21 protein-coding genes and 3 pseudogenes are annotated in these 18,759 nt (G+C 43.9%); 11 read left to right on the forward strand and 13 right to left on the reverse strand.

Annotated features, from left to right (window positions below; genetic code table 11):
* The first annotated feature begins 141 nt into the window (after window positions 1-141).
* The 3 genes and pseudogenes from MKY59_RS17485 to MKY59_RS17495 form a co-directional block, all read left to right on the forward strand.
* Window positions 142-645, forward strand: a complete 504-nt coding sequence (locus MKY59_RS17485; protein WP_339272716.1) for a VTT domain-containing protein — start codon at window positions 142-144, stop codon at window positions 643-645.
* A 70-nt stretch (window positions 646-715) separates the two neighbouring features.
* On the forward strand, window positions 716-1,270 hold the full coding sequence (locus MKY59_RS17490; protein ID WP_339272718.1) for a methyltransferase domain-containing protein: 555 nt from the start codon (window positions 716-718) through the stop codon (window positions 1,268-1,270).
* Between the two features lie 56 nt (window positions 1,271-1,326).
* Window positions 1,327-1,581, forward strand: a pseudogene (locus tag MKY59_RS17495) (response regulator); the annotation flags it as partial.
* Between the two features lie 122 nt (window positions 1,582-1,703).
* Here MKY59_RS17495 and tnpB read toward each other — a convergent pair.
* Window positions 1,704-2,792, reverse strand: a complete 1,089-nt coding sequence (tnpB, locus tag MKY59_RS17500; RefSeq protein WP_339272720.1) for an IS200/IS605 family element RNA-guided endonuclease TnpB — start codon at window positions 2,790-2,792, stop codon at window positions 1,704-1,706.
* Window positions 2,793-2,916: 124 nt separating this feature from the next.
* Between tnpB and MKY59_RS17505 the strand changes: the two are divergent.
* Window positions 2,917-3,342 (forward strand): annotated as a pseudogene (locus tag MKY59_RS17505) (response regulator transcription factor); the annotation flags it as partial.
* On the forward strand, window positions 3,335-4,432 hold the full coding sequence (locus MKY59_RS17510) for a HAMP domain-containing sensor histidine kinase (protein WP_339272722.1): 1,098 nt from the start codon (window positions 3,335-3,337) through the stop codon (window positions 4,430-4,432). The pseudogene MKY59_RS17505 and the gene MKY59_RS17510, both read left to right, overlap by 8 nt.
* 118 nt (window positions 4,433-4,550) lie before the next feature.
* Here MKY59_RS17510 and MKY59_RS17515 read toward each other — a convergent pair whose 3' ends face one another.
* Both MKY59_RS17515 and MKY59_RS17520 read right to left on the reverse strand, forming a co-directional pair.
* Window positions 4,551-5,048 (reverse strand): tunicamycin resistance protein, encoded by a 498-nt coding sequence (locus MKY59_RS17515; RefSeq protein WP_339272724.1) that lies wholly within the window; start codon window positions 5,046-5,048, stop codon window positions 4,551-4,553.
* 45 nt (window positions 5,049-5,093) lie between these two features.
* A complete protein-coding gene (locus MKY59_RS17520; protein WP_339272725.1) occupies window positions 5,094-5,501 on the reverse strand; it encodes a GNAT family N-acetyltransferase in 408 nt (135 codons plus the stop codon).
* 436 nt (window positions 5,502-5,937) lie between these two features.
* On the opposite strand from MKY59_RS17520, the gene MKY59_RS17525 reads away from it, so the two are divergent.
* A complete protein-coding gene (locus MKY59_RS17525) occupies window positions 5,938-7,047 on the forward strand; it encodes an MFS transporter (RefSeq protein WP_339272727.1) in 1,110 nt (369 codons plus the stop codon).
* 87 nt (window positions 7,048-7,134) lie between these two features.
* Here the strand turns inward: MKY59_RS17525 and MKY59_RS17530 are convergent, their stop codons facing one another.
* Window positions 7,135-7,578, reverse strand: a complete 444-nt coding sequence (locus MKY59_RS17530; RefSeq protein WP_236412373.1) for an Lrp/AsnC family transcriptional regulator — start codon at window positions 7,576-7,578, stop codon at window positions 7,135-7,137.
* Window positions 7,579-7,831: 253 nt separating this feature from the next.
* Here MKY59_RS17530 and MKY59_RS17535 point away from each other — a divergent pair.
* Window positions 7,832-7,897, forward strand: a pseudogene (locus MKY59_RS17535) (hypothetical protein); the annotation flags it as partial.
* A gap of 384 nt (window positions 7,898-8,281) precedes the next feature.
* Here the strand turns inward: MKY59_RS17535 and MKY59_RS17540 are convergent.
* The 4 genes from MKY59_RS17540 to MKY59_RS17555 form a co-directional block, all read right to left on the reverse strand.
* The gene (locus tag MKY59_RS17540; protein WP_339272729.1) at window positions 8,282-9,358 is read right to left on the reverse strand and encodes a DUF4179 domain-containing protein; all 1,077 of its coding nucleotides are present in this window, start codon (window positions 9,356-9,358) and stop codon (window positions 8,282-8,284) included.
* 94 nt (window positions 9,359-9,452) lie between these two features.
* Window positions 9,453-10,034 (reverse strand): sigma-70 family RNA polymerase sigma factor, encoded by a 582-nt coding sequence (locus tag MKY59_RS17545; RefSeq protein ID WP_236412370.1) that lies wholly within the window; start codon window positions 10,032-10,034, stop codon window positions 9,453-9,455.
* A 347-nt stretch (window positions 10,035-10,381) separates the two neighbouring features.
* Window positions 10,382-10,789, reverse strand: a complete 408-nt coding sequence (locus MKY59_RS17550) for a carboxymuconolactone decarboxylase family protein (RefSeq protein ID WP_339272732.1) — start codon at window positions 10,787-10,789, stop codon at window positions 10,382-10,384.
* 246 nt (window positions 10,790-11,035) lie between these two features.
* Entirely contained in the window at window positions 11,036-12,334 is a 1,299-nt protein-coding gene (locus MKY59_RS17555; protein ID WP_339272734.1) for an NCS2 family permease, read from the reverse strand.
* A gap of 402 nt (window positions 12,335-12,736) precedes the next feature.
* On the opposite strand from MKY59_RS17555, the gene MKY59_RS17560 reads away from it, so the two are divergent.
* Window positions 12,737-13,306: a DUF4062 domain-containing protein gene (locus MKY59_RS17560; protein WP_339272736.1), complete on the forward strand. Its 570-nt coding sequence runs from the start codon at window positions 12,737-12,739 to the stop codon at window positions 13,304-13,306.
* A gap of 78 nt (window positions 13,307-13,384) precedes the next feature.
* Here MKY59_RS17560 and MKY59_RS17565 read toward each other — a convergent pair whose 3' ends face one another.
* Both MKY59_RS17565 and MKY59_RS17570 read right to left on the reverse strand, forming a co-directional pair.
* Window positions 13,385-14,155, reverse strand: coding sequence for a glycosyltransferase (locus MKY59_RS17565; RefSeq protein ID WP_339272738.1), 771 nt, complete (start codon window positions 14,153-14,155; stop codon window positions 13,385-13,387).
* A 275-nt stretch (window positions 14,156-14,430) separates the two neighbouring features.
* Window positions 14,431-15,120, reverse strand: a complete 690-nt coding sequence (locus MKY59_RS17570; RefSeq protein ID WP_236412933.1) for a glycosyltransferase — start codon at window positions 15,118-15,120, stop codon at window positions 14,431-14,433.
* A 244-nt stretch (window positions 15,121-15,364) separates the two neighbouring features.
* Here MKY59_RS17570 and MKY59_RS17575 point away from each other — a divergent pair, with 244 nt between their 5' ends.
* Together MKY59_RS17575 and MKY59_RS17580 are read left to right on the forward strand one after the other, a co-directional pair.
* A complete protein-coding gene (locus MKY59_RS17575; RefSeq protein WP_236412365.1) occupies window positions 15,365-15,535 on the forward strand; it encodes a hypothetical protein in 171 nt (56 codons plus the stop codon).
* Window positions 15,536-15,546: 11 nt separating this feature from the next.
* Window positions 15,547-15,726: an H-type small acid-soluble spore protein gene (locus MKY59_RS17580; RefSeq protein WP_339272741.1), complete on the forward strand. Its 180-nt coding sequence runs from the start codon at window positions 15,547-15,549 to the stop codon at window positions 15,724-15,726.
* Window positions 15,727-15,836: 110 nt separating this feature from the next.
* Here the strand turns inward: MKY59_RS17580 and MKY59_RS17585 are convergent, their stop codons facing one another.
* From MKY59_RS17585 to MKY59_RS17595, 3 genes are all read right to left on the reverse strand, one after another.
* Window positions 15,837-16,193 (reverse strand): hypothetical protein, encoded by a 357-nt coding sequence (locus MKY59_RS17585; protein WP_339272743.1) that lies wholly within the window; start codon window positions 16,191-16,193, stop codon window positions 15,837-15,839.
* A gap of 227 nt (window positions 16,194-16,420) precedes the next feature.
* The gene (locus MKY59_RS17590) at window positions 16,421-16,846 is read right to left on the reverse strand and encodes a MarR family winged helix-turn-helix transcriptional regulator (protein WP_339272745.1); all 426 of its coding nucleotides are present in this window, start codon (window positions 16,844-16,846) and stop codon (window positions 16,421-16,423) included.
* Window positions 16,847-17,016: 170 nt separating this feature from the next.
* Entirely contained in the window at window positions 17,017-18,123 is a 1,107-nt protein-coding gene (locus MKY59_RS17595) for a Gfo/Idh/MocA family oxidoreductase (RefSeq protein ID WP_339272747.1), read from the reverse strand.
* A gap of 234 nt (window positions 18,124-18,357) precedes the next feature.
* Between MKY59_RS17595 and MKY59_RS17600 the strand changes: the two genes are divergently transcribed.
* Window positions 18,358-18,711, forward strand: coding sequence for a helix-turn-helix domain-containing protein (locus tag MKY59_RS17600; protein WP_339278430.1), 354 nt, complete (start codon window positions 18,358-18,360; stop codon window positions 18,709-18,711).
* Window positions 18,712-18,759: the final 48 nt, after the last annotated feature.

The raw sequence follows: 18,759 nt of genomic DNA on the forward strand, positions 1-18,759 counted from the left end.
ATTTTTAGATCACATCAACAATGGTTATGCGGTTTATTTTTTGTTCTTTAGGTTTTCTTCAGATTTTCTTTAGAAATACTCTCATTCTTTCCTTAGTTTTTCTCGTTAAGATAAAACGATCAATAGGAGGAGCTGAAAAAAATGATTGGAAACGCAGTGTTAGATCTGATTCATCAATATGGGTACCTTTTCTTTTTTCTCGCCTTCTCCCTAGGCCCATTCGGAATTCCGATTCCTAATGAAATAACGATCCTTACCGGTGCCGTTCTAAGCCGCTCGGATGTTATCGACCACTGGGCTGCCTATATCAGTATTTTGGCTGGTTTGCTGACAGCGATCACGCTTGCTTATTCTGCTGGTCACGTATTCGGCTACAAATTCAAGAAAAAGCTCTCACACAACAAGCACTATCTCAAAGCCGAATCCATTCTTCGAAAAAAAGGCAATCTAGCCATGTGTAGTAGCATGTTTATCCCGGTTGTACGTTATTTCATGCCATTGCTCATTGGGCTAAGTGGTGTTCGTTATAAAGAATTCGCTCTGATCACGTATTTGAGCGCGCTGCTTTGGACGATCATCTTTTTTGCTTTAGGAACTTTTTTTGGAGATTCAATTTTATCATTGCTGCATTCCTTGAGTTTTTGAGCCAAGGCCTGAAAAATGCGATTTGAAACGAACGGAGCCGTTCATAATAAACCCAATGGAGGTATGTATAATGAAAACTAATGATAAATTGCTTTTTTTAAAAAGCTTTGTGAAAAACCCGAAAAATGTGGGGAGTATCATTCCAAGCTCTCGCTTTTTGGCCAGCGCAATGGTTAATCATGCCATTTGGCAAGAAAGCACTGCCGTTGCGGAGCTTGGCGCAGGGACTGGGGCCATTACCCGATACATTCAAAAAAATGCAAATGAACATACAAAAGTTTTATTATTTGAAATGGATCAAACGATGCGGAACAATTTACAACATGAATATCCGGAGTTCATCTCTTACCCGAACGCTGCCGCTTTATTGGATACCATGAAGAACGAAGGCATCGACGAATTGGACTATATTTTTAGCGGTTTGCCTTTTTTCAATTTTGAGCGTACATTAAGGGATGCCTTGTTTGAAGAGATTCACCAAGCTTTAAAACCTGGAGGACGGTTCATCGCTTTTCAATATTCGCTGCAAATGAAGAAGCATCTTTCCGAAAAATTCACTATTGAGAACATTGAGTTTGTTCCTCTGAATGTTCCCTCCGCTTTCGTCTATGTGTGCCGTAAATAAAGAAAGCAATGAAAATTCAAAGCATTATATATGAGAAAGGGTAGATATTAAAGAAAATGAATACCATTTTAGTCGTAGACGATGATCCGGAAATTCGAGATGTGATCCATGTATACTTGCGCAATGAAGGATATGACGTCATTGAAGCAGCCGATGGCTTAGAAGCCGTGGACATGATCCAATCGAGTTCGGTCCAACTTGTTATTCTGGATGTCATGATGCCACGGATGGATGGGATCACGGCATGTATGAAAATCAGGGGAATTTCAAATACTCCAATCATCATGCTGTCTGCCAAGGAAGAGGATATCGTTGAACACTCCCACCACTTAGCCTTCGCTTGAAGTGGGGGATTCTTGGGTAATCGAACCTCTTGGTTCGAAGTGGACCAAGCGATCCCTGTGGTCCCCACAGTTCTTGTCGATATGATGATCTATATGGCAACATCCTTAATGTTTCGGGCTGCATTGACATCCCGATCATGGAGGGTCTGGCAGGATGGACACACCCATTCCCGTACCGAAAGATCTTTCACCTCTCGGTGTAGCGCTCCGCATACATGGCAGGTTTGACTTGTCGGAGCAAACGTATCCGCAATCTTGAGGGTGCGTCTGTACCATTCCGCTTTATACGTGAGCTGCCTTCTGAACTCACTCCAGGACGCATCGGCGATCGATTTGGCCAGCTTGTGATTCTTGAGCATGTTAGACACCTTTAAGTCCTCGATACTGATCGTTTGGTTTTCACGAATCAGCTTGGTGGACAGCTTATGCAAAAAGTCATGGCGTATATTCGCCATTCTCTCGTGGATCAGGGCGACCTTCCGTTTGGCTTTTTGCCAGTTGGAACCGTCTTTCGTACGCCGGGCCAGCCTCCGCTGCCAGCTCGCCAACTTCTTTTCATACCGGCTCCAGGCTTTCGGATGAGTATCCCGCATACCCTCGGATGATACCGCAAACGTTTGAAGTCCCAGATCGATCCCTACCGATTTTTCGTTACCCGGCAAGGGCTCCATCTCCACTTCACAGACGAGCGAGACAAAATACTTCCCCGCAGCATTTCGCCGTACCGTCGCCGAGAGAATGCGTCCTTCACAGGGGCGGGAGTTTGCAAAACGCAGCCACCCCAGCTTGGGGAGCTTCAGCTTACTTCCATTCACAGCGATATTTCCATTCGTATATCGAGTAGTGTAACTTTGCACCGGATGTTTACGGTTTTTGAAACGCGGAGCCTCCGTCTGCTTCTTGAAAAAACGATCAAAGCTATCGGCCACACGCCGAACAGCCGATTGTAGAGCAATACTATCCGTTTTTTTCAACCATGGATGTTCTTGCTTTAGAGCTGGAAGCTGCATGGCACAAGCATTGTACGACAAACCCTTGCCTGTGGCATCAAATGTATCCTTCCATTGTCCCAGAAAATGGTTGAATACAAAACGGCAACAGCCAAACATCTGATGGATCCACTGCTGCTGTGTACGATCGGGGTAGATCCGATACTTGTATGCTTTATGGAAGAGCATGCCATACACCTCCGTTCTTTGCAGTTATTATAGCACATATGTTCGGTTTCGAATACAAAAAGATGGCGATTCATCCCCCACCTAAAGCTGACGATTTTGAGGAGGGAGTCTTCTCGCCTTCAGCGATAAAATTATCGGTTTGACGACCGGAGCAGATGATTACATGGTCAAACCATTTAATCCTTTGGAATTGATTGCACGCGTAAAAGCACAATTCCGTCGTCAATCCTTAATGGGCAAAGAAGAATTTAATTCGTTAATCCTCATCAAGGACCTGGCGATCGATAAGAATAAACATTCCGTTAAACTCAAAGGAAAAGAGATTTCGTTGACCCCTTTGGAGTTCGCCATTCTGCTGCTATTAGCGAGCCGGCCTGGTCAAGTTTTTAGCTCGGAGCAAATCTACGAAAGTGTATGGAAAGAGCCCTATGGGTATTCTGACAATACGGTTATGGTTCACATACGTAATTTAAGAGAGAAATTGGAGGAAACGCCAAGAGAACCTCAATACATTAAAACCGTATGGGGGGTTGGTTATAAAATTGATTAATTATGTTCGAAAGTTAAAACAAAACAAACGAATTCAAGTCAATATTCTCATTCGAATGATCCTAAGCCTCGTTATCTCACTTGGCATTAACTATGTTTTCCTTTTGACTTCGATTTATCTTGGTAACTCTATGGAATCTGATTGGTACTCTCGATTTTTTCCTTATCTGATTACCCCCTTGTTTATCGTTAGTTTCATCGGTGTTTTTCTATTTTTGACCCGGAACATTGTAAAAGACTTGATCAAACTAGAGCAAGGGCTTGAAAAAATCGCCGTGGGGAATTTAGGATATCGGGTAACGATTGACCGTCAAGACGAACTAGGTAATGTCGCTTTAAACATTAATAGAATGGCAGAGCGTTTAGAAGCACAAATTGCGAAGGAACGTGAGATTGAACAGTCAAAAATGGAAATGATTACAGGTCTCTCCCACGACTTGCGCACTCCTCTTACAAGTATCATTGGTTATATTCAGCTTCTAAAGACCGAATCTTTCCGAGATCAAGATGAGTATTCACGTTTTGTCCAAAATACGTACAACAAAGCCGTCCATTTGAGAAAACTCCTCGACGATTTGTTCGAATACACCCGGCTTACGTCTGTCGACGATACCCAATTGAATCGGAAAGAAATCGATTTATCCCAACTTTTGGAGCAAATGTTATTTGAATTTGAGCCGCTTGCTCAAGAAAATGGGATTCGTATCGTCAAAGAGATTGCCCCCTCTCCGACGAATGTTTATGTGGACAGCGAAAAAATCGCCAGGGCAATCGACAACTTGTTGATGAATGCTTTGAAATACTCACACAAACCCGGTGCTATCGAACTTCGAATGGAAAAATTCAGTACACACATCGCGATAGAGATCCAAAATAAAGGGACACCGCTTAATGAGGATCAAGTGAATAAGCTGTTTGACCGATTTTATAAAGTAGACTTTTCAAGGAGCAGCGAAGGCATTCAGGCCGGCTCTGGGCTCGGTCTTTCCATTGCCAGGAATATCATGGAATTGCATCAAGGTAGTTTGACCCTGCATCATACCGATGATGTTTTTTTGTTTACAATGTTGCTGCCGCTATATCACTCCTGAGCTTAACGCTTCGAAAAACCACCACAAAGAATGACGACGGAGGATGGATCATTGCGTAATGTGATTGGATGATAAACATGCTCTCCCTTATCTCCCCAAAATCATATTAACAGGAACCTCAGCAATGAAGCCTTTCTCGTTTCATACGGAATCGGGGCGAGTTGATAAATCGACGATGCGAAGACTTATACTGCGGCCTGAAATCCGGCGTGGCTCGCATGACCTGCCGCTCAACACTGCAATCATTAGCAATTCGCAGAGCGATGTCGTCAGGCGTCAAGTGATCCGTGTGGATATGCGTGCGAAACAAATTCTGAGATAAACTGGACAGACATCCATCCACCTGTTGGGCAGGCCATGAGTTTTGATGGTCTCCCCGGCCTCTCAATCGTTTTAATAACGTTTCTTTGCTCGCCAGCAGTGCAAAATGATGAACTTCAATCCCTCTGGATCTTAAGCTGCCGATGATTTCATCGAAGTATGGGGGGTGAACCATCGTCATGGGAACAATTATGATGCCGGAGAATTCTCGGTTTAGGGCCTGAAGCATCGAAACGTTCATTGCCCGCCATACGCCATGATCCTGGAAATCCGGCTTCAGCATTGGTTTAGGCATGTTCTTCCGGATGAAGTATCCTGCATCACAATAGTTTCTCGTGGGTTATCGATCCACGTCCATTTTCATGCCGCTCGTAAATTTCCTGAACCCTATGGCTTCATAATAGGATTCCAAGCTCTCCACACACATGAGCTGAGGAATGATTCCGTGTTCCTTGCAGTGTTGAACCAACCGGCCCATCATCTCTTTGCCAATCCCCTTGGATTGGTATTCCGGCAATACCCCGACGCCACAGATCAGGCCGGTAATAACGCCGTCCGAAATAATGCGCCCTGAACCGACTAATCGTTCGTGGTCATATGCATATATGGCAGACCAGCTTCCATGAAACATCCGTTCCAACTCATTCACAGTGAGTTTTAGTGAATTCCACCCCAACCGCTCGTATAAGGCTAACACCTTCCCAAAGTCTTCAGGCGGAGCGGTCGTATATCGAATGCGCTCTTCCAAACATATCATCTCCTATGCTGCATGTAATAAGCAATCATACTGATTCGCTGACAACTCTTTTATCGAATATCAATCTTCAATCGCAATGTTCAATGCCTTTCTATTATTAAAGGAGCTAAAGTTTCTCAAGCTCTTCGATTACGATTTGTCATTAGGCGGCATCTGACGATGCTGCCTTTTTGCCTTTAAATTCATGGAATTTCAATAAAAATAAAAGTATATTCCTTTTCATTCGCTTCATTCTCCTTTAATCATCCATGTAAATAAATGTTTTATTTATATATGCTTATACGAAAGCCAAAGCTTTTTAAACGGCAAAAAATAAATAAAGGAGATTTTTTTCGTGAACTCAAACACTGCTCTTATACGAAAAGGCGGCGGAGCAAATGTGCCGTCTTCCCAACGTCTTCCGTGGGTCGGGCTGCTGGCCTTAGCCATGGCGGGGTTCATCTGCATTCTTACGGAAGGGCTGCCTGCTGGATTACTGCCGCAAATTGCGCAGGATCTCGGGGTCACAGAAGCTCTTGCCGGACAATTGGTTACTCTCTATGCGGTTGGATCTGTTCTGGCCGCCATTCCTTTGACAACGGCTACCCGCGGGTGGAAGCGCCGGCCGCTTCTGCTGCTGTGCATCGTCGGCTTTTTTGTATTTAACACCATCACCGCCTTATCTTCTATTTATGTGCTGACGCTTGTCGCGCGTTTCTTCGCAGGTGTTTCGGCAGGTGTACTATGGGGGATGACGGCCGGTTATGCGCGGCGCATGGTGCCTGATTCGTTAAAGGGACGAGCGATGGCCGTAGCCATGGTTGGCACCCCGTTGGCATTGGCGCTGGGCGTTCCGCTTGGCACTTTTTTCGGTACTTATACAGATTGGCGTCTCATTTTCGGAGCTGTATCATTACTGGCTGCAGCCCTTATTGGCTGGGTGCTCTGGAAGGTGCCGGATTATGCCGGCGAGCCTGCCGGTGATCAGCTCCCTTTTCACAAGGTTTTCCTGATTCCCGGTGTTCGGTCGATTTTGTTTGTCGTGTTGGCATGGGTATTAGCTCATAATATTTTGTACACTTATATTGCACCGTATCTTGCCGAAACGGCGTTTGCTCAGCGAGTGGATTTGGTTCTTCTTATTTTCGGCATTACCTCGATTGTCGGCATTTGGGTGATAGGCATGCTGATTGATCGTTTTCTAAGAATGCTGGTTTTAATCAGCATCACGGGATTTGCTTTGGCTTCCGCAGCCTTGGGAATCGGAATGAATCAACCTGCAGTCATCATTCTTGGTGTTACGGCATGGGGGCTTACATTTGGCGGGGCAGCCACTTTACTGCAAACAGCGATAGCACAAGCAGCGGGAAAAAGCTCAGATATAGCCCAATCGATGCTGGTTACCGCGTGGAATGTGGCCATCGGCGGCGGAGGCATTATCGGCGGGCTTCTTCTCGAACAGCTTGGAGCCGGATTCCTTCCAGGCTCATTAATCATTCTGCTGCTTCCCTCCTTGCTTGCAGCTCGGTTAGCTAAAAAGCATGGCTTTCCTTCCTAAAGGAATTCACGAGCATGCGCAACATAATCAAAAAATGAATTCGCTGCAAAGGCGGATTCATTTTTTTGGGGATTACAGGATTACATCCTATGCGAGCAAATTCGTTTCACCAATGAGATTTTTATAAGCAATCGGTGAAGACATTACGATCAGAGTCGTATAGGTTCCGTATTGATCGCACCTGTTTTCAAACTCTTCCAACTCCTGAGTTGTTTCCGTGAGGACCTTCAATAAATAATTATGCTCTCCGCTTATCCGGTAACATTCCGTGACTTCTGGTGAAGAACGGCAAAAATCAAGGAAAGGATAGCAATTCCGGGTCCGAACAAGCATATAGGCTGTGCATGGCTTACCCACTTTTTGTGCGGAAATGACGGTTCGGTATTCCTCGATAATCCCCTTTTCTTCCATGCGTTTTACACGTTCGGTTACCGCTGGCTGAGACAGTCCCACCAGCTTTCCTAAATCCGTCATTGATAATCTCGCCTGGTTTTGCAAATGGAGCAGGATGTTATTATCGATCTCGTCCAAGAACATCGACCACCTTAATTTTAAAAGTTATTTGTTCTAAATCCCTTTGGAATCATCGGAAACTACTTCATTTAACTTGTTTGTTTTATGTAATGCGGTAGAAATTATTTATATAATAAACACACTTGCTATAAATAATCAAGTAAATTACAGCAGGAGAGGATGAGAAACATGAGAAATATAGATCTGGAATGGCTGCACAAAAGCGTCAATGAGGTAGGTCATTGACCGTACACTCGAGGAAAAAAGGATCGTGGGTACCGTTGTTCAAATTACATTAGGCGGAAACCTCGTTTACAGCAGGCCTGCTGGTTGGGCCGACCGCGAGCAGAAACGACCGATGCAGGAAAATGCTTTGTTTAGATATGCTTCGGTAACCAACCAAAAGGTTCAATCGCGACGACTTTATAATAAGGAGTTAACTCTGATATGAGTGGCTTAAAATCAAGTGCAGGTGCCGCCGTTCCTGGTTGCGTCAAACTTCTTCAGCTCCTCTTGTTATCATTGCAGTGGCCTTGCGGTCGGTCCTCTATTGTAAGTCTAACCAACCCAAATGTCCTCTTAATGAATGCAATATGAACGGAGCATGAACGAAGTTGCCGGCAACCGTTGCATTTCAAGCGCTCTTTGACAGGCTATGCAAGTCAAAGAGGCGTATCTCTATGAGAACGCCTCTTTCACTCGCACAATCACAGCGGAAGACTTATTTCTGAATGACCGGAATGGTCATTTCAAGATCTTTATGATAGGTTTTAACCAGATTGCCTTTATCGTCCGTCACCAAGCTCCAATCCCTTTTTGCAGTCAAGGTATAAGGCTTAATCGTAATGGAGGTCGGTGTATTGGCAAATGGCTTATAGGCCTCGTCTTCATGATATTCGGTATCAGGAACGCTATTGGGGTATTCGATCAGTTTCTGCTGCACCGGATTACCATCCTGGTCAACGATGTCGTAGTGCATTTTAGACGGGCTTAAATCACCCGTTTGCTGGGCAGTTGCGGGAACTTTGCCTTTACTGTCTAGAACCAGACGTGTCGTTACCGGCGTCAACTCAAGCTGCTTGACCGTATAGCTGAAGTCACCGCTGCTTTTCGTTTGGTCCGGGTGAAGGACTACCGATCCTTTCGCCAGATTTTGGACCGGCACGACGAATTCAAACGGCTCCTTGATCCCGGTGACGTTCAGTTTTACTGTCATGTCAAACGCTTCGGGGAGGTTCATTTCCGCCAATCCCTTCATAATTTCATACAGGGCTATATTGTGGATGTCTTGTCCGTCCTCCGTTTTGCCTACATCTTGCGAGAACATGCCAAAAAATTTGTTCTTTCCTTGAATGCTGACATCCGGCATATGGATATACCCTTTTTTCTGTTGTTCCAAAGGCGGCGATGGAATCAATTTTCCATTCTCGTCCTTTGCTCCTTCCGGCGGATAAGGGGAGAACATCGTATCGTCGTCCACGCCCTGACGCTCAATGGCAAATGCAAGCCGGTTTCCATCGAACATCACCTCTTTAATGCTGAGCGTCACCCCGTCCTTGGTCACACTCAAGTTCGGCGCCGTTGTCAGTCCTGTTGTGCTGGCCTTCTTCAAAGAGCTGTCCTCATTGTATTGGAACACACTGCCGATTAACGGTACATTTTTCAAGGCATCCGCCATTACCGGGGAAACAAATCCACTCCCCATCACCACGCCTCCAAGCATCGCGGCAGCGGTCACGCTGATTGCTATCTTTCTCTTCCACTTTCGAGTACGTTTGATTTCACTCGATCTGCTCATATGATCCAACCTCTCTAAAATTTGATTTACATAGCTTTCTTGCGGCATTTCTTTTTGTTTAACGATCCTTCTAATTTGATTTACCTGCTCTTCTTCAGTGGGATCTGACCATTGCTTCATGCGTTGTCCCTCCTCTAGATTTCTTTTCTCGAATTAGTTTTTTTCTGATGCGTTCATACTTTTTCCGAAGGGTCGCCGGTTTGCATTCCATGATCTGTCCGATTTCTTCGAAGCTGTACTGTTCAACGGCTCGTAATAGTACGAGATGCTTCTCTTCCACTTTCAAACTCATAAGTAGTTGTTCGACCTCGGGTATGTTCTCCTTCAAGTGCTGATGCTCCAACTCTTGAATTTCTTTTTGCAGGAATAACGTTTTCTTCTGCCTGCTTTTCTTTCTGAACATATCCATACAATGATAATAGGCTATTTTGTAAAGCCAGGAAGAAAACGAAACCTGATGTTCGTATTTTTGAATAGAGCGGTATAACTTAATAAAAATTTCTTGCAGCGCATCCTCCGCTTCTTCGCGATTTTTCAACATATAATAACAATACGTATAAATTTGTCTCTCAAAGGTACGAATGATGACGGCAAAAGCTTCCTTGTCCCCTTTTTGGGCATCGATCACATACGGTTCAATATCCATCAATTCTGCTCCGGTGTCTGTGTGCTTCAAACCATTCACCTCCCTTTTGTTTCATCTTCACCTTGTATAACGTCCAGCATTTTGCGATATGTGACATTTGCAAAAAAAAAAAGCCGCTCTTTAGCGACTATTTCAAATAAATGTGTAAAGATACATGGTTTGAAGTATACGTCCAAATCAAATTCTCAATTTTGAAATTGTTGTTAAATTTCTCGATCCACACTTGCTTTGCATTCAATAAGGCTGTTAATTGCGTGTTATTCAGCAATGCTTCTTCCAGTTGTTCATTCTTTTGAGCAACGAAAATAACGTTTATCATATCTTCATGACTTGTATACATCGTCGGTGTTTTTTTCCTCCTCTCTTTTGCAGTATTTTCAGGGCTGTAAATCCATTAGCGAACCAAAGGTTTGGGATGCTGTCGTAAAACAAATGAACGAGCACAGCTCTGCAATCTCGGGTTCGGAGAACTCGTTGCGCAGCACATCGAATGTTCCTTGATTAATGGCTGAGCGATGATTCAGAAACAATTCAGCAAAAGCTACAGCCAGACTGGTTTTAACATCAGCTTCGTTCAGATCTGGTTTTCCTTTGGCCTGGCAGTACTTGCATCCGTTGCCGTAGGCAAGGGTTCGACGAACCTGTTCTTTTAATTCGCTGCTTAATCGGCCGTCATCATAAAAAGCTTGTTCAAGCTTGGTCCAATTTGTTTGAATACCTGGATTATGACCCAGCAAGCGTTGAAAAGGAGTTTCACCTATACTGGAGTAAGATAACCTGGTCATCCGTTCTCCTCCTTTCGTTCAACTAGAAATGGTGATTCCAACTGTAACTATAAAACCAAATACGTGTGTGGATAACAGCAACTATCCTAAACGGATGAGTACAGAAACGGATATTAAAATCATTGTATTACGACTATTCGGTTTTTTCAAGAACTGTTCGTTCTTTATCATGTTTTTCCAGTATATTGAAATAAAAAAGGAGAACCGCCTGTAAACTAGCAGTTCTCCTTTTTATTCGACCATTTCTTAGTGATCCAGGAATACAAGCTGGATAAAGAACAATACCGCAAAAATGTAAAATATAGGATGAACATCCTTGCCTCTTCCACGAAGCAGCTTAAGCACAGGATAGAAGATAAATCCTACGCCAATGCCTGTTGCAATGCTGTGTGTCAACGGGGTAAGGATGATAATCAGGAAGGCAGGAAAAGCTTCTTCGAGATCCTTCCAATTGATTTTGCTGATAACGCTGATCATAAAGTACCCGACAATAATCAATGCCGGAGAAGTGATCGCAGGGATGCCGGATATGACACTTACGATAGGTGTAAAGAACAACGTAAGCGCAAGCAGTACACTTACCGTTACCGCCGTCAGTCCCGTTCTTCCTCCGGCAGCCACCCCTGTGCTGGACTCGATATAAGCCGATGTCGGGCTGGTACCGAGCAAAGCGCCGGTGGTCGTCCCTACGGCATCCGCCAAGAGCGCGCCGCGCGAGCGCGGAAATTTACCATCCTTAAGCAATCCGGCTTGTTCAGCCACGCCGAGCATCGTTCCCGTTGTATCAAACAGCGTGATTAACAGGAAGGTAAAGATGATCGTATACAAGCCGTTAGAGAATACGCCTGCCAGGTCCAGTTGGAAAGCCGTCGCCGTAAGGCCTTCGGGCATGGATACCATCGATTCCGGCATTTGAAATAGTCCCATCATCCAGGCAAGGATCGCGGTAATCACCATACCGATGAACAGATAACCCTTGACATTGTAAGCCATCAGCACAACCGTGATAATCAATCCGATAATCGTCAGGTAAGTCATTGGCTCTGCCAAGTTCCCGAGGGTAATCAGATTCGATTCCGAATCGGCGATAATTCCGGCATTTTGCAAGCCTACCGTCGTAATAAACAGTCCGATCCCTGCTGTGATCGCGTGCTTAAGGCTCGCAGGAATGGCATCCAGCAGCATGTAACGGAATGAAGTAAGCGATAGAACAATAAACAAAAGCCCTGCTATAAATACTGCTCCCAATGCAACCTGCCAAGACACGCCATATCCGGCGACTACACTGTAAGCAAAGAAAGCGTTGAGACCCATACCCGGCGCTAAGACGATCGGATAGTTGGACCATATCCCCATAATCAGAGTCGCCACAATGCTCGCAAGTACCGTTGCAATGAATACTCCGTTAAATTCCATCCCCGTGCTGCTGAGTATGCCAGGGTTTACGATCACTATGTATACCATGGTGAAAAATGTCGTGATCCCTGCGATGATTTCTGTTGAAACGCTCGTGCCTCTTTCTTTGAGTTTGAACCAATTATCCATGGTCAAGCCAGCCTCCAACCTTCATATTATGCTACGTTAGATAAAAACAAAAAAATCCTAATCTGCGTATAGGATTGTTAAATTCCCGCTCCTATATTCGTCATTAGGATTTAACAGCAAGCTTCTAACTTAAATAAGGATACTTATACCTGTTTTCAACCTGATGTCCATTTCGTATTTTAATAAACGTAACACTCATTGTCAACGAATTAACCGATTGTTCACAGTTATTTACGAACGATATCGATATTACATATCGTATTTATTCGTTTTTTTAGACTCTTGACTGCCTTCAGGCTCAAAGATATTTTGATTTTTCTCGTACCCCAGTCCATTTTGACAAATAAAGAGTGAGAGTGATAGATTCTATAGGATACCGATTCTTACATTTGGGTGGGACCTATGAGAAAAAAATTACAGATTTACATATCGTCTACTTACTACGATCTGATTGAGGAAAGGCATACCGCTGTCGAAGCCGTACTTCAAGCTGGTCATATCCCTGCTGGCATAGAGCAATTTTTCAAGGAAAGTCCAATGAAAATCAGGCAAAGATGGATCGACGAGTCCGATGTATATATTCTGATTCTCGGCGGATTCTATGGCTTAACGCTTCCTGATGATGAAACCAAGAGTTATACGCAGTGGGAATACGAGTATGCGGGAGAAGCGGGTAAACCTCGATTTGCCTTTGTTGTCACGGATGAAGCATTAAGACATAAGCCATACGACTTCTCAGCCATTGAATATTATCAGCAGTTTCAAGAGTTCAAACAATTCGTCATGGAACAAATCCCGATCTATTATGTTGAAGATCTACGGCACATTAAAATGGTGCTTCGCGATCAATTGCCGAAATATGCAGCTAGAGACGATTTATATGGCTGGGTATCCGGCAAGGATATCCCGGACGTTCAAAAGCTGTTGGAGGAGAATGCAAGATTAAAAGCAGCATTGGAGAAAAAGAAATGAAAGAGGGGCTTGCACAACCGGCCCCTTTCTTCCGTCTTCCCTTTATCTTTTCCTTTAATGACTATTGGAAAGACACCTTTAAAAAAAGTTTTTCAGTATCCGTTCGATCTCATTGGGCTCTGTAATTTCAGGACCGAAAAAAGCTCGAGGCTGCTTACCGTTATCCCAAGGGTCCAACGAACAAGCATCATGAACATTGGCTATTTTCCAGGTCAACACATTGTCAAAAGTGGTTCCTGTATTCTGTCCATGAATATGATTGATCCAGATAGGTTCTTTGATATTAATGAACTCCCTGGGCACCTTAAACGCATCGCGCCAGGAAGTACGGGCCGCTTGTCCTCTCAAATATTCGTCCACACGGATCAGGGTTGCACCGTAGCTGGGAAGCCAGAAAAAAAATTTCCCCAGTCGATGTTGTACCGAATCGTAGATGTAACCGTATTGTGGGATCAGGGCAACCGTGTCTTTTCGGGGTGTATAGTCATGCAGCTTTTTGATAAAATCTTTGTGATACATATCGTCACTGGACAGATAGACGCGATACAAATACTTGAACTCTCTAATATCTTGGATGACATGAGCTTGGTAATCTTTAGGGGTGACGAAACGGATATTGGAAGGCAAGGGAGGATACTTTTTTAGTGTTTCTTGTATAAGCTTCTCTGAGTTCGGATCATACAGCAAGTAGCAGGTAAAATCCTGAGAAGATTGAAGAAGCAGGCTCTGAAGTGCATACTTCATGAATAAATCTATTCTGTATTCGATCCATCCCTTGGTCAGTCGATCCGCTGTCGCTCCCCAGTTATTAAAGAGCATTTCTACGACAAGCTTTTTTTCTTTAGACACGCACATAGCCCTCCTTTGATGTTCAAGGATGTTACCCCGGATTTTTTCAACTCCTCTTAATGAAAGGGAAATCCGGTGGTCAGTCTACGCTTAGTATATGTATGTTCGGTAAAACAGCAACGGACAAATTGCTTTGATGCATCGATTCAAACGACCGCAGAATCTGGATTCCACCTCTATAAAACCGGGAAAAGAAGAGAGAGTGCGGATATCCGATCTCTCTTCGTGGTAACGTCAATGACATCAGCTTTCTCATCGATTAAGAACGCCTCTGTTCAGCCCATGAATTCCCGTAATACTTGTTCGATCTGATCTTCACTCAGCCGGTCTTTAAGCGGAACCTTTTTTACCGAAGTATTGCTGGAATGAATGACATTGATATAATTGCGTGGAGGCAGCAGCTCATGCGGCAAATCGATGACATTCCCATGGGTGCCTCTCCCCGGTAACTTGACGCGGTATCCTGAGGCGTACTGCTCCGTTTTATACAGATACACATAGAACTGCGGTGAACGATGAAACGTCGGTGCCATCTCATTGTTGACGCTGTTCCAGAGATACCCGTTCTGATTAATTAGCGCCATCGTCTCTGGCTTTGGCTGCACGTTATAAAGCTGCTGAACAAACGTTCTGTGATAAAGGTCATCCGAATCCAGTCTGGCAATGTAAATGTCTTCATATCCTTCCGCAAAGGCGAGTATGGCGCGAACGCTCTCGATATGCGTACCGAAACGGATATTGGCCGGCAACGGTTCCTGCTCTGCCAAAATTTCCTGCATCAACTCTCCCGATTCCTTCGAGAGCTTCACGACGGCCAGGAAATCCTGATTCGTCTGTGCCTTAAGGCTGTTCAGCGTAAACTTGCGAAAAATGCCCATTCTCCGCACCAGCCATTCCCTCGTTAGACGCTCCGGGTCAAAACCATAGTTGTTGAAATTAATCTCGATCACGACTTTTCTTGTCACCATACCGCCTCCTCATAAAATCCCTAAATCCCGCAACCCAATTCCTGTCTCAACGAATTACGGTCTTGATCTCTTTATTCAATACTGCCGACTCTATAAAGTATGAAAAACGGAGCAAGACGTAACGGGCACTTGAACCGATCTTGGCGATTGAACGAAAAACTATTGCATAAGGTCCTACGCTTTGGAGCAATGTAGTGATGCAGAGGAAATAAAGATCTTATCATGACATGGAGGGATCGTTTTGGCCAAGAGCAAACAACAACAGGAAGCGCACGGAATCGGACAGATCGAACAGCAGTTGAACGATCAGATGGAGGCTGCCGCAGAAATTCAAGGACCATCCAAACTCGACCAAGAAATAAAAAGAGCCGCCCATCGTCATATTGATCCATCGAATGAGCCTTCAGAATAAGGAGAATTCCCATGAACAAACAAAGAGCGATTGAAATTTGTGAGTCAGGCATTATGAAACATGTAACTTATCAGGATGCGCCTATCTTCATCCAGCATGTCAATGAGGATGAAACCGCGCGGATCTATCCGATCGGAAACTCGGAGCAGGAAATGACTGTCCCTTTATCCAGTCTGGTTGAACATCCGTAGAATAAGGCGGGTTTTGGAACACTCTTTATCTTTACCATGCAGCCATATCCCTTTTGACCTGCAAAAAAACCGGAGCATTTAAGCTCCGGTTAACTCGTATAAGTTCTACCTTAAGATAATTTCCAAGCAGGAATCAAAGAATGAAACTCAAAAAAGTAACTTCCGATGACGTGAATTAATGAATATATAGCAAGAATAATCAAATATGTAATAAACCAGATGTATAGTGGCTGATGTAAAAATAGAAATAACAACAACATCCCAACCGGAAACGGTATAAGAACAATCAGCCAAATAGGTAATCCAAGCGCCTCAGCGATAGCACCGAGTGAAACTACGGATGCACCGATCACAACGGCCTGCCACATTGCAATTCCATTGGTAAATATACGGCTGCCCAAAAAATAAGATAGCGATGTGAGCAGTACGGCTATAATAAAACTGACGGCATATGGCAAGAGCGCCACCTCCTTCCGAGTGTGATTTTACTATATTATATAGTAAGGAAAATAGCAGAAGATGCTTATTTTTGTAAAATGAGTCCATGGAAGAAATCTTATCATAATTACAGCTCCATCCCTTCGACCAGGGACAAAAACTTAAACGATATAACAAAAAAGCCGCTAAATTCGCGACTTTTAGAGTGAGAATGTTTTTTCCTCCACAGCGGAACAATGAAGGACAGAATATCTAGTTATATAATATTACTCTCCATTTTCTGCATTAATTGTCTTAAAACCAACCGATCCTCCGCAGAAATGGATTGAAGTAATTTCTCCTGCTGCTCTCTCCATTTCATCTCGACCGGTTTCTCTAATGCCCTACCTTTCTCCGTAAGAAAAATACGCATGATTCTTGCATCTTTTAAATCACGTTTACGATATATAAACCCGTTCTGTTCTAGGGATTTAACCATGTTCGTTACCGTTGGCGGTTCACATTTCAAATGTTCACATAGCTGCATTTGTGTTACACCATCACCCAACCACAGACGATACAGCAAATTATCTTGCCCTACATAAAGATGAAGTTCCCTTAAGGATTCACTATAATTTCGACGCATTTGGGAGGAAATTCGATCTAATAACTGGCGAATATCGCAATCTACGGCATCTGTCATCCATTAACCTCACTGTCGTACAAATTATATTTAGCAGACAAAAATGTATCACGAGTATATACAAGTGTCAATTTACCCTAGAGCTTCATCTTATGGGCACCTTTATGTTTATGTTAAATGATTCTGTTCAGAGACATGCTTGATCGCTGCAGATTCGAGTTCAAGTCGTATTAAAGAAATTGACGTTCACCGGTGCGGGCTGACTTTTCAATGGCATCCAGTAACTGGTGAAGCTTAACCGCATCCGCAAACGTAGGGGTTAAGGACGTTCCTTCCTGAATATCCTGGCCGAACTTACGATAAGCCTGAGCCACATTCAGAACCAATCCTGAGTCTTCTTTTAAAGATTGTGGAGCCGTGTAATAGGAATCCGGGATGACTAGCTCACGAAGCTCCTTGTCCGCATGTCCAGCACCACGTAGTTGGTGTGAGCCGAATTGAATCGATGCAGGCGCGCTCAGCACGATGGTTCCCTTGTCTCCGAAAATTTCAAGCATTAGTCCTGTCTGATGCTTGACGCCACCTTGAATATGAACACTGGCGGCTGCACCACTCGATAATTTTCCAGCAATCAATATTTGATCATCTGTCGTCTTCTTGATGACTTTCTGAATGTCTGCCAATTCGACTTCAGGAAACTGCTGTGCTGTAAGGGCGGACAGCTCGGTAAAGTCTCCAAGCATATAGGTAAATGCATCCAGATTATGTCCGCCTACAATGGTCAACAAATTCCCTCCAATCTGTCGGTCAAACAAGTATGCCGTGGACTTGTCACCAACGCCACCCATACCCTCAATAGAGATCTTTAAATGGGCAGACAACACTCTGCCAACATAACCTTTTTCCAATAGATCTTTCACATACTGAATGGCTGGGGCTTGTCTGGCCTGTAGCCCAATCGCATTTGGCATTTGGGCGGATGCCACCCATTCCTGCATTTCAAGTGCTTCAGCCGTATTAGAGCCCAGCGGCCATTCACAATAGATCGGTTTACCGGCAGGCACCATAGCTTTAACCGCATTATAATGTTCCTTCACGTTAATGCTGACAACGACCATGTCGACATCGGCATGATGAGCCAAATCCTCCATGTTATCAAAGGCGTGATCAGCGTGGAACGCTTCTGCGCTTTTTTTCGCACTTTCCATATTGCTTGTCCCCACTGCGGTAAGCTTGAATTCATCCAAATGCTCGATCGCAGGAATATGTGTCCCGCTGGCCCATCCGTTATGAATCGAAGCACCTATGATTCCTGTGCGAATTATTTTATTACTCAATGTAAAACATCTCCTTTATTTTTAAATTTATCATCTTGGCCGCAGCCTGATCTTAGCCCTTGCTAACTATAAATTCAAAAAGTATAATCATTACTTAGCCTGCTAACTATAAACCGAAATAATATGGTTTTGGCTGTCGAACACAATCTTAAGTATATTCGTTTCGTTTGCAAAGAGGGCAATATAAATGAACATAGTACATCTTTTTGTACCTTTGGATGAGGAGTGAGTTCAATGAAGGTTTGCAATCAAGGATTTGATCCGAAGTTTATGGATGAACATAGAGATATGTACGCGATCGCTTTTACCCAGAACGTCCTATCCGGACGTTGGAAATACTTTATATTATGGTATCTGAAAGGAGAAACACGCCGTTATTCGGATGTCAAAAAATTTCTGGGGAATTTATCCCAAGGCTCGCTCACTAAGCAGCTCAAAGAGTTGGAGAACGATGGAATTATTAAACGCGATGTTTATCCGGAAGTTCCTCCGAGAGTAGAATATTCGTTAACAGACAAGGGAATCAAACTGTTGCCCGTCCTTGAGAAGATGGGGGAATTCGGTAAAGAATACGGAGATACACCTTAATCAGATGATACTACCGAAACTTTAATTTTATTTAGCCTGGCGGACTGC

This window comes from Paenibacillus sp. FSL W8-0426 (genome assembly GCF_037969725.1).
GTDB lineage: Bacteria > Bacillota > Bacilli > Paenibacillales > Paenibacillaceae > Paenibacillus > Paenibacillus hubeiensis.

What these genes read in the sequence shown, in the direction of transcription:
- MKY59_RS17485 (WP_339272716.1), top strand. Translation starts at nt 142, where the DNA reads ATGATTGGAAACGCAGTGTTAGATCTGATTCATCAATATGGGTACCTT.
- MKY59_RS17490 (WP_339272718.1), top strand. Translation starts at nt 716, where the DNA reads ATGAAAACTAATGATAAATTGCTTTTTTTAAAAAGCTTTGTGAAAAAC.
- tnpB (WP_339272720.1), bottom strand. Translation starts at nt 2,792, where the DNA reads ATGCTCTTCCATAAAGCATACAAGTATCGGATCTACCCCGATCGTACA.
- MKY59_RS17515 (WP_339272724.1), bottom strand. Translation starts at nt 5,048, where the DNA reads ATGCCTAAACCAATGCTGAAGCCGGATTTCCAGGATCATGGCGTATGG.
- MKY59_RS17525 (WP_339272727.1), top strand. Translation starts at nt 5,938, where the DNA reads ATGGCGGGGTTCATCTGCATTCTTACGGAAGGGCTGCCTGCTGGATTA.
- MKY59_RS17540 (WP_339272729.1), bottom strand. Translation starts at nt 9,358, where the DNA reads ATGAGCAGATCGAGTGAAATCAAACGTACTCGAAAGTGGAAGAGAAAG.
- MKY59_RS17550 (WP_339272732.1), bottom strand. Translation starts at nt 10,789, where the DNA reads ATGACCAGGTTATCTTACTCCAGTATAGGTGAAACTCCTTTTCAACGC.
- MKY59_RS17555 (WP_339272734.1), bottom strand. Translation starts at nt 12,334, where the DNA reads ATGGATAATTGGTTCAAACTCAAAGAAAGAGGCACGAGCGTTTCAACA.
- MKY59_RS17560 (WP_339272736.1), top strand. Translation starts at nt 12,737, where the DNA reads ATGAGAAAAAAATTACAGATTTACATATCGTCTACTTACTACGATCTG.
- MKY59_RS17580 (WP_339272741.1), top strand. Translation starts at nt 15,547, where the DNA reads ATGAACAAACAAAGAGCGATTGAAATTTGTGAGTCAGGCATTATGAAA.
- MKY59_RS17590 (WP_339272745.1), bottom strand. Translation starts at nt 16,846, where the DNA reads ATGACAGATGCCGTAGATTGCGATATTCGCCAGTTATTAGATCGAATT.
- MKY59_RS17600 (WP_339278430.1), top strand. Translation starts at nt 18,358, where the DNA reads ATGAAGGTTTGCAATCAAGGATTTGATCCGAAGTTTATGGATGAACAT.